Here is a 14,535-nt window from a genome sequence, read left to right as displayed (position 1 = left end):
CGTATTATCCCCGCAAGGACGCAAAAGAATGAAAGTCAAAACCAAAAGTAAAAAGGTGAACAAAGCGTGGTTGAACGACCACGTCAACGACACCTATGTGAAACTGGCCTTGAAAGAGGGTTACCGGGCGCGGGCGGCTTACAAACTCAAGGAAATCGACGAAACCCTGGGCTTGATCCGGCCGGGCGATCTGGTGGTGGACCTGGGCTCGGCCCCGGGCGCCTGGAGCCAGTACCTGCGCCGCCGTTTGTCGCCGGACGGCGCGGCGGTGGGCGAACTCAACGGCCGCATCATCGCGCTGGACATTTTGCCCATGGCCCCGGTGGAAGGTGTGCACTTCATTCAGGGAGATTTCCGTGAAAACGAGGTCGCCGCCTTGCTCGAAGCCGCGCTGGAAGGCCGCCAGGCCGATGTGGTGGTCTCCGACATGGCCCCCAATCTGTCGGGCATCGCGTCTTCGGACGCGGCGCGGGTCCAGCATTTGATCGAGTTGGCGGTGGAATTCGCCCAAAACCACATGAAACCGCAGGGTGCTTTGGTGGTCAAGGTGTTCCACGGCAGTGGCTACAGCCAGATCGTCAAGATGTTCAAGGAGACCTTCAAGGTGGTCAAGCCGATCAAGCCCAAATCCTCCCGGGACAAGTCCGCGGAGACTTTTTTGGTGGGCATGGGCCTGATTCACGGTGTTTGATGTCGTAATTCCTGCCTTTTAGAGGGCCAAAACCCGATTCGGGTGCCATGGCCGCCTTCTACAGGCCTAGAATGAGAACAGTCATTTTTTTCGATTGGAGCCCCTCTTGAATAACCCCTGGTTTTCCAAAATTGCCGTCTGGATGGTGATTGCCATGGTGCTGTTCACCTTGTTCAAGCAATTTGACAACCGTGGTGTCGCTGGTGCGAGTGCCATTGGCTATTCAGATTTTCTGGAAGAGGTTCGCGGTAACCGGATCAAGAGCGCCACCATTTCCGAGAGCCCTGGCGGCACCGAAATTCTGGCCATCACCAACGATGACCGCCGCATCAAGACCACTGCCACCTACCTGGACCGCGGTCTGGTGGGTGACCTGATCAACAGCGGCGTGAAGTTTGACGTCAAGCCCCGCGAGGAAGGCTCGCTGCTCATGACCCTGCTGGTCAGTTGGGGACCCATGCTGCTGCTGATCGGCGTCTGGGTGTACTTCATGCGCCAGATGCAGGGTGGTGGCAAGGGCGGTGCGTTCAGCTTTGGCAAGTCCAAGGCCCGCATGCTCGATGAAAACAACAATCAGGTCACCTTCGCGGACGTGGCCGGTTGTGACGAAGCCAAAGAAGAAGTCAAGGAAGTGGTGGACTTCCTGAAGGACCCGCAGAAATTCCAGAAATTGGGCGGTCGCATTCCCCGTGGCTTGTTGCTTGTGGGCCCACCGGGAACCGGTAAGACCTTGCTGGCCAAGGGCATCGCCGGAGAAGCCAAGGTGCCGTTTTTCAGCATTTCGGGCTCCGACTTTGTGGAAATGTTTGTCGGCGTGGGTGCGGCTCGTGTCCGTGACATGTTCGAAAACGCCAAAAAGAACGCGCCTTGCATCATCTTCATCGACGAAATCGATGCGGTGGGCCGGCAGCGGGGAGCAGGTCTGGGCGGCGGCAACGACGAGCGCGAGCAGACCCTCAACCAGATGCTGGTCGAGATGGACGGTTTCGAGACCAACCTGGGCGTGATCGTGGTGGCCGCCACCAACCGTCCCGACATTTTGGACGCCGCTTTGCTGCGCCCGGGTCGCTTTGACCGTCAGGTGTATGTGACCTTGCCCGATATTCGCGGCCGTGAGCAGATCCTCAACGTGCACATGCGCAAAGTGCCCATCGGCCAGGATGTCAATGCGGGCGTGATCGCCCGTGGCACACCCGGCATGAGCGGTGCCGATCTGGCCAACCTGTGCAACGAAGCCGCCCTGATGGCCGCACGCCGCAACGCCCGTGTGGTCGAGATGCAGGACTTCGAAAAAGCCAAGGACAAAATCCTCATGGGCCCCGAGCGCAAGAGCATGGTCATGCCCGAGCACGAGCGTCGCAACACGGCCTACCACGAAGCGGGCCACGCCTTGATTGGCAAGCTGCTGCCCAAGTGCGATCCGGTGCACAAGGTCACCATCATTCCCCGTGGCCGCGCCTTGGGTGTGACGATGAGCCTGCCCGAGCAAGACCGCTACAGCTACGACAAGGAGTTCATGCTGAACCAGATCAGCATGCTGTTCGGTGGCCGCATTGCGGAAGAAGTGTTCATGAACCAGATGACCACGGGCGCCAGCAACGATTTCGAGCGTGCCACATCGATTGCCCGCGACATGGTGATGCGTTATGGCATGACCGACGCGCTGGGCCCGATGGTCTATGCCGAGAACGAAGGCGAAGTGTTTTTGGGTCGTTCGGTCACCAAGACCACCAACATGAGCGAGTCCACCATGCAAAAGGTGGACATGGAAGTGCGCCGCATCATCGACGAGCAGTACAAACTGGCCCGTCGCCTGATCGAGGAGCACAGCGCCCAGATGCACGCCATGGCCAAAGCCTTGCTGGAGTGGGAAACCATCGACAAGGACCAGATCGACGACATCATGGCCGGGCGCGATCCTTTGCCACCCAAGGACTGGACACCTCGCACGCCCCCTTCGGGTGGCGGCAATGGCGGTGGAACCCCTGCGGTTCAAACCGAGCCGGCTACCACTGCGGCTTGATGGCTCAGGCAGCGCCTGACCACAGCGGGGCCTTCGGGCCCCGTTTTTCATGGAGTCACCTCGATGGACACCCCCCTGACCCGACCGAACAGCGCCTTGCACTGGCAAACCACCCGATTTGAGCTGGACCTGTCGCAGCCCAAAGTCATGGGCATTGTCAATCTCACGCCCGATTCTTTTTCGGACGGCGGACAACATGCCGAAACCGCCCAAGCCTTGCGCCACGCCGAGCAACTGTTGCGCGATGGGGCCGACATTCTGGACATCGGCGCGGAATCCACCCGCCCAGGCGCTGTGGTGGTGCCCATGGCGCAGGAGTTGGCGCGGCTGGCTCCTTTTTTGCGCGAAGCGGTTCGCTGGCAAGTGCCCATATCGGTGGACACTTACAAGCCCGAGGTGATGCAGGCGGTGCTCGATGCGGGGGTGGACATCATCAACGACATCTGGGCGCTGCGTCAGCCGGGGGCCGAGCAGGTGGTGGCTGCCCATCCAAGCTGCGGTGTGTGTCTGATGCACATGCACCGTGACCCGCAAACCATGCAAATCGAGACCATGGCGGGCGATGTGCTGCGCGAGGTGGAAAGCTTTTTGCATGCCCGCATGCACGCTTTGCTGGATGCTGGGGTGGGCGCTGCCCGGCTGGTGCTGGACCCGGGTATCGGCTTTGGCAAGACGGTGGCGCAGAATTTTCAGCTGTTGGCGCAGCAGGCTGACTTGTTGCACCTGGGACGGCCTGTCTTGGCGGGCTGGTCCCGGAAATCAGCTTTGGGCGCTGCACTGGCCCACGATGGGCAAGTGCCGGAACCTGCCCAAAGACAAGCGGCCAGTGTGGCCGCGGCTTTGCTGGCGGTGCAGCGGGGGGCTTCGGTGGTCCGGGTGCACGATGTCAAGGACACGGTGGACGCGCTCAAGATCTGGCAGGCCATGAACCAGAACGCCAGGCCGCATTGACGCGCTCAGCGTTTGTATCCGTCAGTTTTCCGGTGTGTCTGGACGACTAAAATTCTCTCAGTCATTACAAAAATCAGGATTGTTCAGATGGCACGTCAATATTTCGGCACAGACGGCATTCGCGGCACGGTGGGCCAAAGCCCGATCACGCCCGATTTCATCTTGCGCCTGGCGCATGCCGTGGGCCGTGTTTTGAAGTCGCAGGAGACGCACCCAACGGTGTTGATCGGCAAAGACACCCGCATTTCGGGGTACATGCTGGAAAGCGCCCTGGAGTCGGGCTTCAACTCGGCCGGGGTCGACGTCGTCTTGCTGGGCCCGGTGCCCACTCCGGCCGTCGCTTATCTGACCCGCGCGCAACGCGCTTCTTTGGGGGTGGTGATCAGTGCGAGCCACAACCCCTTTGCGGACAACGGCATCAAGTTCTTCAGCGCCCAAGGCAAGAAATTGTCTGACGCCTGGGAGGAGACCGTGGAAGCGACCTTGCTTGAGGACCCGGTCTGGGTGGATTCGGCCGCGCTGGGCAAAACCCGGCGTCTGGACGATGCGGCAGGTCGCTACATCGAATTTTGCAAGAGCACCTTCTCCAACGACCTGACCCTCAAGGGCCTGAAGATGGTGGTGGACGCCGCCCACGGGGCCGCCTACCAGATCGCGCCCAAGGTGTTCCATGAGTTGGGTGCCGAAGTGGTGGCCATCGGCTGCTCGCCCGACGGCCTGAACATCAACAAAGGCGTGGGCGCGACCCACCCCCATGCGCTGGTGCAGGCGGTCAAGGACCACCGGGCCGATTACGGCATTGCGCTCGATGGCGATGCCGATCGCCTGCAAGTCGTGGACGCCAGTGGTCGCCTGTTCAATGGCGATGAGTTGTTGTATTTGATGGTCGCAGACCGCTTGGCCCGGGATGAAGCCGTGCCCGGCGCGGTGGGCACCTTGATGACCAATCTGGCGGTGGAAGTGGCCCTCAAGCAGCGAGGCGTGCAATTTGTGCGGGCCAAAGTGGGCGACCGTTATGTGCTGGAGGTCTTGCACGACAAGGGCTGGTTGCTCGGCGGTGAAGGTTCAGGCCATTTGCTGGCCCTGGACAAGCACACCACGGGTGACGGGTTGGTCAGCGCCTTGCAGGTGTTGCAAGCATGTGTGGGCAGTGGGCAGACCATGGCGCAGTTGCTGGAGGGCATCACACTGTTCCCACAGACGCTGATCAATGTGCGCCTGAAGCCGGGTTTTGACTGGGAAGGCCATCGGCCTTTGTGGGACGCCACCCGCGCTGCCGAGGCGCAGCTGGGCGATTCGGGGCGGGTCCTGATCCGCGCCAGCGGCACAGAGCCTTTGGTGCGCGTCATGGTCGAAGCCCGTGATGCCGATCAGGCCCGCCAATGCGCTGAGCGCATCGCCGCCACCCTGGCCTGAAGCCAGTGTTCAATAAATCAGCCGCTCCGGTTTGATTTCCTGCAGGATGGTGGTGGCGATTTCTTCGATCGATTTGGTCGTGGTGGACAGCCAGCGGATGCCTGAGCGGCGCATCATCGCCTCGGCTTCAGACACTTCCATGCGGCAGTTTTCAATGCTGGCATAACGCGAATTGGGTCTGCGCTCTGCCCGAATTTCGGCCAGGCGGTCGGGGTGGATGCTCAGGCCGAAGATTTTTTTGCGGTGCGGCACCAGGGCAGGGGGCAGCTGCTTGCGTTCAAAGTCTTCCGGAATCAAGGGGTAGTTGGCCGCTTTGAGGCCATGCTGCATGGCCAGGTACAGGCTGGTCGGGGTTTTGCCGCTGCGGCTCACACCCACCAAAATCACATCGGCCGATTCCAGATCCCGGTTCGACTGGCCATCGTCGTGGGCCAGGGAAAAATTGATGGCTTCGATCCGGTCGTGGTATTCCTTGCTTTTGCTCACGTCGGAAAAACGGCCCACCCGGTGGTGCGACTTGATGCCCAGCTCGTTTTCCAGCGGGTTCACGAAGGTGCCGAACATGTCCAGCAGCATGCCCTGGCAGTGCTCTTGCAGAACTTTGAGGACATCCATGTTCACCAGGGTGGTGAAGACGATGGGTTTGCTGCCTTCGGTGTCGGCCGTGTGGTTGATTTGGCGCACAGCCTGGTGCGCCTTGTCGATGGTGTCGGTGAAGGGCAGCCGCACATGCCGCGTTTTCATGTCGAACTGCGCCAGGATGGCGTTGCCAAAAGTCTCGGCCGTGATGCCGGTGCCGTCAGACACGAAAAAAACAGTGCGTTTGGACATGCGTGCAAAAATTTCAAAGGGCAGGGGCACCAAGCCCCCTAAAATGATTCGATTATCCATGGCCCCCCGGTCGGCGCGCGAACCACAAGAACAACACAGCCCTTCCCGGCTCCATGGCACCCGGTTTTAACTTTGGAGCTTTGCATGTCTGATCTTTTCAGTGAGACCGCCCTGGTCGTCCCCTTTGAACAATTGCGCATGACCGACGTCGAGTCGGTCGGTGGCAAAAACGCCAGCCTGGGGGAGATGATTTCCCAGCTGCCTTCCGGTGTGCGGGTGCCCACGGGCTTTGCCACCACCGCCCACGCGTTTCGCCAGTTCCTGGCTTTTGATGGCCTGAGCGATCGCATCAACGCCCGTCTGGACGCGCTGGACACCGAGGACGTGCGCGCCTTGGCCGCGGCAGGTGCGGAGATCCGCGCCATGGTCGAAGCCCAGCCTTTCCCGGCCGATCTGGAAAAAGCCATTCGTGAAGAATTTGTTCGCCTGCAGGGCGGCAACCCTGAGGCTTCGTTTGCGGTGCGCTCTTCGGCCACGGCCGAAGACCTGCCGGACGCGTCCTTTGCAGGCCAGCAGGAAACCTTTTTGAACGTGGTTGGCATCGACGACGTGCTGCACAAGATGAAAGAGGTCTTCGCCTCGCTCTACAACGACCGCGCCATCAGCTACCGCGTGCACAAGGGCTTTGCCCACGCCGATGTGGCCTTGTCGGCGGGTGTGCAGCGCATGGTGCGCTCCGATCTGGGTGCGGCAGGCGTCATGTTCACCATCGACACCGAGTCGGGCTTTGAAGACGTGGTGTTCATCACCTCCAGCTACGGCTTGGGCGAAACGGTGGTGCAAGGCGCTGTGAACCCGGACGAGTTTTATGTGCACAAGCCCATGCTGGCCGCGGGCAAGCGCAGTGTCATCCGCCGTAACCTGGGCTCCAAACTGATCGAGATGGTGTTTGCCACACCGGAAGAAAAAGCCGCGTCGGGCAAGCTGGTCAAAACCACCGATGTGCCCACCGAGCTGCGCAACCGCTATAGCCTGACCGATGACGAGGTTGAGCAATTGGCCCGCTATGCGGTGGTGATCGAGCAGCACTATGGCCGCCCCATGGACATCGAATGGGGCAAAGACGGCACCGACGGCTTGCTCTACATCCTGCAGGCCCGTCCCGAAACCGTGAAAAGCCAGGCCAAGGGCGCGCCCGAGCTGCGTTACAAACTCAAAGGCAAAAGCACCATCTTGGCTGAAGGCCGCGCGATTGGGCAGAAGATCGGCACGGGCCCCGTGCGTTTGGTGCACAACATCAGCGAGATGGACAAGGTCCAGCCCGGCGACGTGCTGGTGACCGACATGACCGACCCGAACTGGGAACCCGTGATGAAACGCGCCAGCGCCATCGTCACCAACCGGGGCGGGCGCACCTGCCACGCCGCCATCATTGCCCGCGAGTTGGGCATTCCGGCCGTGGTGGGTTGCGGCAATGCCACCGAGCAATTGACCGAAGGCACGCTGGTCACCGTCAGCTGCGCCGAAGGCGATACCGGCCACATTTACGACGGCCTGCTGGAAACCGAGGTCAGCGAGATCCAGCGTGGCGTGCTGCCCGAGATCAAGACCAAAATCATGATGAACGTGGGCAACCCGCAGCTGGCGTTTGACTTTGCCCAGCTGCCCAATGCTGGCGTGGGTCTGGCGCGTCTGGAGTTCATCATCAACAACAACATCGGCGTGCACCCCAAGGCCATCCTGGATTACCCCGCCATCGATGCCGACCTGAAAAAAGCCGTGGAATCGGTGGCCCGTGGCCATGCGTCCCCCCGCGCTTTTTACGTCGACAAGGTGGCCGAAGGTGTGGCCAGCATTGCCGCCGCTTTCTGGCCCAAGCCGGTCATCGTGCGTTTGTCCGACTTCAAGAGCAACGAGTACCGCAAGCTCATTGGCGGCAGCCGTTACGAGCCGGAAGAAGAAAACCCGATGCTGGGTTTCCGGGGCGCTGCCCGTTACATCAGCGAAGACTTTGGCGAGGCCTTTGCCATGGAATGCGAGGCCCTCAAGCGGGTGCGTGGCGAGATGGGCCTGACCAATGTGCAGATCATGGTGCCTTTTGTGCGCACCCTGGGCCAGGCCGAAAAGGTCACCCAGCTGCTGGCCAGCCAGGGTTTGCGCCGTGCCGAAGACGGCCTCAAGCTCATCATGATGTGCGAGGTGCCCAGCAACGCCATTCTGGCGGAGCAGTTCCTGGAATTCTTTGATGGCTTCTCGATCGGCTCCAACGACCTGACCCAGCTGACCTTGGGCCTGGACCGCGACTCGGGCATGGAGTTGCTGGCGGTGGACTTTGATGAACGTGATCCAGCGGTGACGGCCTTGATATCGCAGGCCATCAAAGCCTGTCTGGCGCAGGGCAAGTACATCGGCATTTGCGGTCAAGGCCCCTCGGACCATCCCGACTTTGCGCATTGGCTGATGGACCAGGGCATCAGCTCGATTTCGCTGAACCCCGACACCGTCATCGAAACCTGGACCAATCTGGGTCGTTGATGCCAGTATTTCAGACTTTGCGGTGACCCCAACCATGGCAGTTCGTCCCCACGCGGCCAACCCATGGCGGCTTCACCGCAATGTGCTGATTTATGTCGCCATCCTGATCGGTTTGATGGGCGCCATGGCCTGGGCTGAACGCTGGGGTTTGTCGCGCAACCTGATTGGTCCCATCTTCCTGTTCAGCACGGTGATGATTTATGCCTTGATCGGCATTTCGAGCCGGACCACCGACGAGGACGAGTACTACGTGGCGGGGCGTCGCATCCCGGCCATGTACAACGGCATGGCCACAGCCGCCGACTGGATGAGCGCGGCGTCGTTCATCAGTCTGGCCGGGGCGCTGTACCTGCAGGGCTTTTCTGGCAGCGGCCAGCAGCCCGGGGGCCTGGCTTATGTGATGGGCTGGACAGGCGGTTTTTGTCTGGTCGCCTTGCTGATCGCGCCCCAGTTGCGCGCGATGAAGCTCTACACCTTGCCCGACTATTTTGACCAGCGCTACGGCGGGCGCTGGCCGCGCATCATTGCAGCGCTGGCTTCGGTCTTGTGTTCGTTCACTTATGTGGTGGCCCAGATTTACGGCATTGGCCTGATCGCTTCGCGCCTGACCGGCGTGCAGTTCGAGATTGGCATCTTGCTCGGTTTGGGCGGGGTTTTGTTGTGTTCTTTCCTCGGCGGCATGCGGGCCATCACCTGGACGCAGGTGGCCCAGTACATCATGCTGTTGCTGGCGTTCATGATCCCTGTGTCGTGGCTGGCATACAAGCAACTTGGCAGCCCTTTGGCGCCCCTGGTCTACGGTCAGCAGTTGGCGCAAATCGAGGCGATTGAAAAGAAGCTGATCAACGACCCCGGTGAGATCGAAGTCCGCCAGGAGTTTGCCCGCCGCGCCCAGGTTTACGAGGCGCGACTGACAAATGTCGAAGGCGCGATGGTCTCGCTTCGCCAGGAGCTGGAAGAAAAGATCCGCGTGCTCAAGGCCCAATCGGCCGATTACGCCGCCATCGCCCAAGCCCGGCGTGAGTTGTTGGCCGTGCCCCGCGACGCCGCTGCGGCCCGCGAGCAGTGGACCCGGGCCATGCTGGAGAACCGGGAGCGGGCCAAGCCTTTGGGCGGCATGCCCCCGCATGCCCAGGCCTTTGCCGGCAACCCGCAGGGCAGTCCCGAAGAGGTCAAACTGTTTGGCGAATCCCGACTCAACTTTCTGGCCCTGGTGTTTTGCCTGATGGTGGGGACGGCGGGTTTGCCGCATTTGCTGACACGTTTTTACACCGTCCCGTCGGTGGCCCAGGCGCGCAGTTCGGTGGCCTGGTCGCTATTTTTCATTGGTTTGCTGTACCTGAGTGTGCCGGCCTTGGCGGTGCTGGTGAAGTTCGAGGTCATGAACAACCTGGTGGGCAGCAGTTTTGAAGATTTGCCCAGCTGGATGGCGCAATGGGCGAGGCTGGATTCCGCGCTGCTGGAGTTTTCCGATGTCAATGGTGACCGCGTGCTGCAACTGGGTGAGTTGAAGCTGGGGGCCGACATGATCATGCTGGCCACCCCGGAGATGGGGGGCATGCCTTTTGTGGTGTCGGGTCTGGTGGCTGCCGGTGGCCTGGCCGCGGCCTTGTCAACAGCCGATGGCCTGCTCTTGACCATCAGCAATGCCTTGGTGCACGACATTGGCCCCGGCAGGGAGCGCAAGCCCAAATCGGCCGAAGGGCGCGTCATCCTCTCCAAATTTGCGCTGCTCGCGGTGGCCATGCTGGCCGCCGTGGTGGCGGCGTTCAAGCCGGCTGAAATCCTGGCCTTGGTCTCGACCTCTTTTTCACTGGCGGCGGCCGCGTTCTTCCCGGGCATGGTCTTGGGCATGGTCTGGGGCAAAGTCCACCGCCCGGCCGTGGTGGCAGGCATGTTGGCGGGCTTGGGTGTCACGCTGTATTACATGGTGGTCAATGCCCCAGGATTTCGCCACTTCTGGGGTCTGGACCCCAGCGCGGGGTTGTGGTTTGGCATACAGCCGCTGTCGGCGGGTGTTTTTGGGGTGCCCACGGGCTTTGGCGTGATGCTGCTGCTGACCCTTTTGCTGCCGGCTCGTTGGGTCAGCCCGCGCCAACCCTTGCCAGCCCCGGCGGGGGGTGCAGAAGGCGGCTACCGGGGCTTCTGATTTCAAGCTATAATCGCAGGCTTCGCCTTGCCGCACCCCGACAGACGCTGGGGGCGGCTTTTCCAACCTTTTGGGTTAACCGCAAGGAGTCTCAATGCGTCATTACGAAATCATTTTGCTGATCCATCCCGATCAGTCCGAACAAGTTCCAGCCATGCTGGAGCGCTACAAAGGCATGATCACTGCCGGCGGTGGCAACATCCACCGTGTTGAAGACTGGGGTCGCCGTCAACTGGCTTACCAGATCAACAAGCTGGGCAAGGCCCACTACCTGTGCGTGAACATCGAAGCCGACCAAGCCGTCATGGCCGAACTGGAGCACGCCTTCAAGTTCAACGACGCCGTGCTGCGTCACCTGACTGTGCTCAAGAAGAAAGCCGAAACCGCACCTTCGTCCATGATGAAGACGGTCGAGCGCGAAGAAGCCCGCAAGTCACAACAAGCCGAATTCGCCGCTTGACACGTGCCTGCTGAGGAGTGAACCGCACCGAACTGACCGCCTGTATTGCCGAGCAAGCCGCTTTGCGATACACCCCCGCTGGTTTGCCTGCTCTCGATTTGATTCTGGAGCACGCCTCTGAAGTTCAAGAGGCCGGGCAAATACGCCAAGTCCAGTTGAAACTTCGTGCCTTGGCCTTCGGGTCACTGGCTGAAAGACTGGTCAAGCAAGCGGTAGGCAGCGTTTGGACGTTCAAAGGCTTTTTGGCCACCCCTCGACAAGGCAAAAGTGTCGTGTTGCACATTCAAGAGTTTCAGCAAGATTAATTTCAGGAGGCCCCATGGCCACGTTCAAAAAATTCAACAAAGACAAGCGCCCCAAGCGCAACACCCAGTCGCTGCTGTTCAAGCGCAAGCGTTTCTGCCGCTTCACCGTGACCGGCGTCGAAGAAATCGACTACAAAGATGTGGACACCCTGCGTGACTTCATCGCCGAAAACGGCAAGATCATCCCTGCGCGCCTGACTGGCACCCGTGCCATCTTCCAGCGTCAGCTCAACACCGCCATCAAGCGCGCACGCTTTTTGGCCATGTTGCCCTACACCGACCAGCACAAAGTCTAAGGAGTCCAACCATGCAAATCATCCTGCTCGAAAAGGTTGTGAACCTGGGTAACCTGGGCGATATCGTCAAGGTCAAAGACGGCTACGCCCGTAACTTTCTGATCCCTCAAGGCCGTGCCCGTCGCGCCACCGAGACCAACAAGGCCGAGTTCGAAGCTCGCCGCGTTGAACTCGAAAAAGCCGCTGCGGCCAAGCTGGCCGAAGCCCAAGCCCAAGGCGAGAAATTGTCTGGTTTGGTCGTGAAGCTGTCGCAAAAAGCCGGCGTTGATGGCCGTTTGTTTGGTTCCGTGACCAACCACGACATCTGCGAAGAGCTGAACAAGCAAGGCTACAAGTTGGTCAAGTCCCAGATCCGCATGCCTCATGGCCCCATCAAAACCGTGAGCGAATCCACTGTGGCCGTGGCTTTGCACACCGATGTGGTGGTGGACGTGACGGTGACTGTGTTGGGCGAAACAGCCTGATCGTCAACAGACCTTCCGAAAAAACCGCCGGGTGACTCACCCGGCGGTTTTTTTTCGTCCGCCATCAGCGGCAAAGAACAGCGGCGACGATCAGCGGCGACGGCTCGAACCCAACAAACCGCCCAGCACGCCGCGCACGATTTCCCGGCCAATGGCCGATCCCACCGTGCGCACCGCACTCTTGACCACCATTTGGGCCACACCATCGCGTTGCCCGCCTCGGGGACCTGTGCTGCCAAACAGCATGTCGGACAGCCCGCCCATCAGGCCGCCTTCTTTTTCGGCCGTGGCTGTCGCTTGTCCGGGCAGCGCCGAGGCGTTGCTGCCCTGGCCCTGCGGCGCGCCTGCCTTGATCTTTTCGTAGGCCGAGTCCCGGTCGTGGTGGGCTTCGTAAACGCCGGCCACCAAGGAGTTCTGGATCAAAGCTTGCCGCTGCGCAGGCGTGATCGGGCCCAATTGGCTGGCGGGTGGCAACACAAACACCCGCTCGGTTTCGCAGGGGCGTCCCTTGGCATCCAGAAAGCTCACCAAGGCCTCGCCAACGGCCAATTCGGTGATGGCCGCTTCAATGTCCAGGCCCGCTTTGGGGCGCATGGTCTGGGCTGTCGCGGCCACCGCTTTCTGGTCGCGCGGGGTGTAGGCGCGCAGGGCGTGTTGCACCCGGTTGCCCAGCTGGCCCAAAACGCTGTCGGGGATGTCCAGCGGGTTCTGTGTCACGAAATACACGCCCACACCCTTGGACCGCACCAGGCGCACCACCAACTCGATGCGCTCGACCAGGGCCGCAGGCGCGTCCTTGAACAGCAAGTGGGCCTCGTCAAAAAAGAACACCAGTTTGGGTTTTTCCGGGTCGCCAATTTCGGGCAGCACCTCGAACAACTCGGACAGCATCCACAGCAAAAAAGTGGCGTACAGACGTGGCGAGTTCATCAGTTTGTCCGCCGCCAGGATGTTCACCACCCCCAGGCCCTGGGCATCGGTCTGCATGAAGTCTTCGATGTTGAGCATCGGCTCACCAAAGAACTGGTCGCCGCCCTGGCTTTCGATTTGCAGCAGGCCCCGCTGAATGGCCCCGATGCTGGCGGCGCTGATGTTGCCGTATTCGGTGGTGAACTGTTTGGCGTTGTCTCCCACATACTGCAGCATGGCCCGCAGGTCTTTCATGTCCAGCAACAGCAAACCCTGGTCATCGGCGATCTTGAACACGAGGTTCAGCACCCCGGCCTGGGTGTCGTTCAGGCCCAGCATGCGGGTCAGCAACAAGGGCCCCATGTCCGAGATGGTGGCCCGCACTGGATGGCCCTGTTCGCCAAAGACGTCCCACAAGGTGGTGGGGCAGGCCATGGGCTCGGGCAGTGCCAGGCCGCGGTCTTGGAGCACGGTGGCCAGTTTTTCACCGATCTTGCCGCTTTGGCTGATGCCGGTCAGGTCACCTTTGACGTCGGCCATGAAGACCGGCACACCCAGTCGCGAAAAGTTTTCGGCCAGGGTCTGCAAGGTCACGGTTTTACCGGTGCCGGTGGCACCTGTGATCAGGCCGTGGCGGTTGGCCAAGCCTGGCAGAAGCTGGCATTGCGTATGGGCGTTTTGAGCAATCAGCATGGGTTCAGCCATCAAAAATCTCCTGCCTTGAGTGAAAAGTAAAATTCAGCCTCTAGGTTAAATCAACATTCAAGGAATTCCCGATGGCTGGCCACAGTAAATGGGCAAATATTCAGCACCGCAAGGGCCGACAAGACGAAAAAAGACAACGGATCTGGACCCGCGTGGTGCGTGAAATCATGGTGGCAGCCCGCACCGGTGGTGGGGATGCCAGCGCCAACCCCCGCCTGCGCCTGGCCATCGAGAAGGCCAAAGCGGCCAACATGCCGGCCGACACCATCAAGCGCAATGTGGACAAGGCCACGGGCAACCTCGAAGGCGTGAGCTACGAGGAAATCCGTTACGAAGGCTACGGCATCGGCGGTGCGGCCATCATTCTGGACACCATGACCGACAACAGGGTGCGCACGGTGGCCGAGGTGCGTCATGCCCTGAGCAAACACGGCGGCAATCTGGGCACCGAAGGCTCGGTGGCTTTCCAGTTCAAGCACTGCGGCCAGCTGGTGTTTGCCCCGGGCACCAGCGAAGACCAGGTCATGGAAGTGGCGCTGGAAGCGGGTGCCGAGGACGTGATCACGGACGAGGAGGGCGCCATCGAGGTCTTGACTTCGCCCGCAGATTTTGAAGCCGTGAAAAATGCGCTGGAGGCAGCCGGTTTGGTGGCCGATGTGGCCGAAGTGACCATGCGGGCAGAAAACAGCGTTTCGCTCACGGGCGATGATGCGGTCAAAATGCAGAAATTGCTGGATGTGCTGGAAGATCTGGACGATGTGCAAAACGTTTTCCACAACGCCGAAATTGAAAACTAAGGA

At 60.6% G+C, this 14,535-nt stretch carries 13 protein-coding genes; 11 read left to right on the top strand and 2 right to left on the bottom strand.

What is annotated here, in order from left to right; all coding sequences use genetic code 11:
• Positions 1-28 precede the first annotated feature (28 nt).
• The 4 genes from ACZ5RT_RS11210 to glmM all read left to right on the top strand — a co-directional run bounded on the left by ACZ5RT_RS11210 (position 29) and on the right by glmM (position 5,081).
• Positions 29-691, top strand: coding sequence for an RlmE family RNA methyltransferase (locus ACZ5RT_RS11210; protein ID WP_464452500.1), 663 nt, complete (start codon positions 29-31; stop codon positions 689-691).
• Between the two features lie 106 nt (positions 692-797).
• Positions 798-2,714 (top strand): ATP-dependent zinc metalloprotease FtsH, encoded by a 1,917-nt coding sequence (gene ftsH, locus ACZ5RT_RS11205; protein WP_291929588.1) that lies wholly within the window; start codon positions 798-800, stop codon positions 2,712-2,714.
• A 63-nt stretch (positions 2,715-2,777) separates the two neighbouring features.
• On the top strand, positions 2,778-3,665 hold the full coding sequence (gene folP / locus ACZ5RT_RS11200) for a dihydropteroate synthase (RefSeq protein ID WP_464452499.1): 888 nt from the start codon (positions 2,778-2,780) through the stop codon (positions 3,663-3,665).
• An 87-nt stretch (positions 3,666-3,752) separates the two neighbouring features.
• Positions 3,753-5,081: a phosphoglucosamine mutase gene (gene glmM / locus ACZ5RT_RS11195; protein ID WP_291929586.1), complete on the top strand. Its 1,329-nt coding sequence runs from the start codon at positions 3,753-3,755 to the stop codon at positions 5,079-5,081.
• Positions 5,082-5,090: 9 nt separating this feature from the next.
• Here the strand turns inward: glmM and ppsR are convergent, their stop codons facing one another.
• Positions 5,091-5,912 carry a posphoenolpyruvate synthetase regulatory kinase/phosphorylase PpsR gene (ppsR, locus tag ACZ5RT_RS11190; protein ID WP_108426865.1) on the bottom strand — a complete coding sequence of 274 codons (822 nt, stop codon included), beginning with the start codon at positions 5,910-5,912 and terminating at the stop codon, positions 5,091-5,093.
• Positions 5,913-6,056: 144 nt separating this feature from the next.
• On the opposite strand from ppsR, the gene ppsA reads away from it, so the two are divergent.
• The 6 genes from ppsA (at position 6,057) to rplI (ending at position 12,121) form a co-directional block, all read left to right on the top strand.
• Positions 6,057-8,447 carry a phosphoenolpyruvate synthase gene (ppsA, locus tag ACZ5RT_RS11185; RefSeq protein WP_464452498.1) on the top strand — a complete coding sequence of 797 codons (2,391 nt, stop codon included), beginning with the start codon at positions 6,057-6,059 and terminating at the stop codon, positions 8,445-8,447.
• A gap of 34 nt (positions 8,448-8,481) precedes the next feature.
• Positions 8,482-10,596: a VC_2705 family sodium/solute symporter gene (locus ACZ5RT_RS11180; protein WP_464452497.1), complete on the top strand. Its 2,115-nt coding sequence runs from the start codon at positions 8,482-8,484 to the stop codon at positions 10,594-10,596.
• A 94-nt stretch (positions 10,597-10,690) separates the two neighbouring features.
• Positions 10,691-11,056 carry a 30S ribosomal protein S6 gene (gene rpsF / locus ACZ5RT_RS11175; protein ID WP_108426482.1) on the top strand — a complete coding sequence of 122 codons (366 nt, stop codon included), beginning with the start codon at positions 10,691-10,693 and terminating at the stop codon, positions 11,054-11,056.
• Between the two features lie 17 nt (positions 11,057-11,073).
• A complete protein-coding gene (gene priB / locus ACZ5RT_RS11170) occupies positions 11,074-11,361 on the top strand; it encodes a primosomal replication protein N (RefSeq protein WP_108426481.1) in 288 nt (95 codons plus the stop codon).
• Between the two features lie 14 nt (positions 11,362-11,375).
• Positions 11,376-11,657: a 30S ribosomal protein S18 gene (gene rpsR / locus ACZ5RT_RS11165; RefSeq protein ID WP_019427495.1), complete on the top strand. Its 282-nt coding sequence runs from the start codon at positions 11,376-11,378 to the stop codon at positions 11,655-11,657.
• 11 nt (positions 11,658-11,668) lie between these two features.
• The gene (gene rplI, locus ACZ5RT_RS11160; protein WP_108426480.1) at positions 11,669-12,121 is read left to right on the top strand and encodes a 50S ribosomal protein L9; all 453 of its coding nucleotides are present in this window, start codon (positions 11,669-11,671) and stop codon (positions 12,119-12,121) included.
• 90 nt (positions 12,122-12,211) lie between these two features.
• Here rplI and ACZ5RT_RS11155 read toward each other — a convergent pair whose 3' ends face one another.
• Positions 12,212-13,735: a helicase HerA-like C-terminal domain-containing protein gene (locus ACZ5RT_RS11155; protein WP_464452496.1), complete on the bottom strand. Its 1,524-nt coding sequence runs from the start codon at positions 13,733-13,735 to the stop codon at positions 12,212-12,214.
• 71 nt (positions 13,736-13,806) lie between these two features.
• On the opposite strand from ACZ5RT_RS11155, the gene ACZ5RT_RS11150 reads away from it, so the two are divergent.
• Positions 13,807-14,532 carry a YebC/PmpR family DNA-binding transcriptional regulator gene (locus tag ACZ5RT_RS11150; RefSeq protein ID WP_464452495.1) on the top strand — a complete coding sequence of 242 codons (726 nt, stop codon included), beginning with the start codon at positions 13,807-13,809 and terminating at the stop codon, positions 14,530-14,532.
• Positions 14,533-14,535: the final 3 nt, after the last annotated feature.

The sequence above is a fragment of the Limnohabitans sp. TEGF003 genome (assembly GCF_055395455.1).
This window is presented reverse-complemented; position numbering and strand designations above follow the sequence as displayed.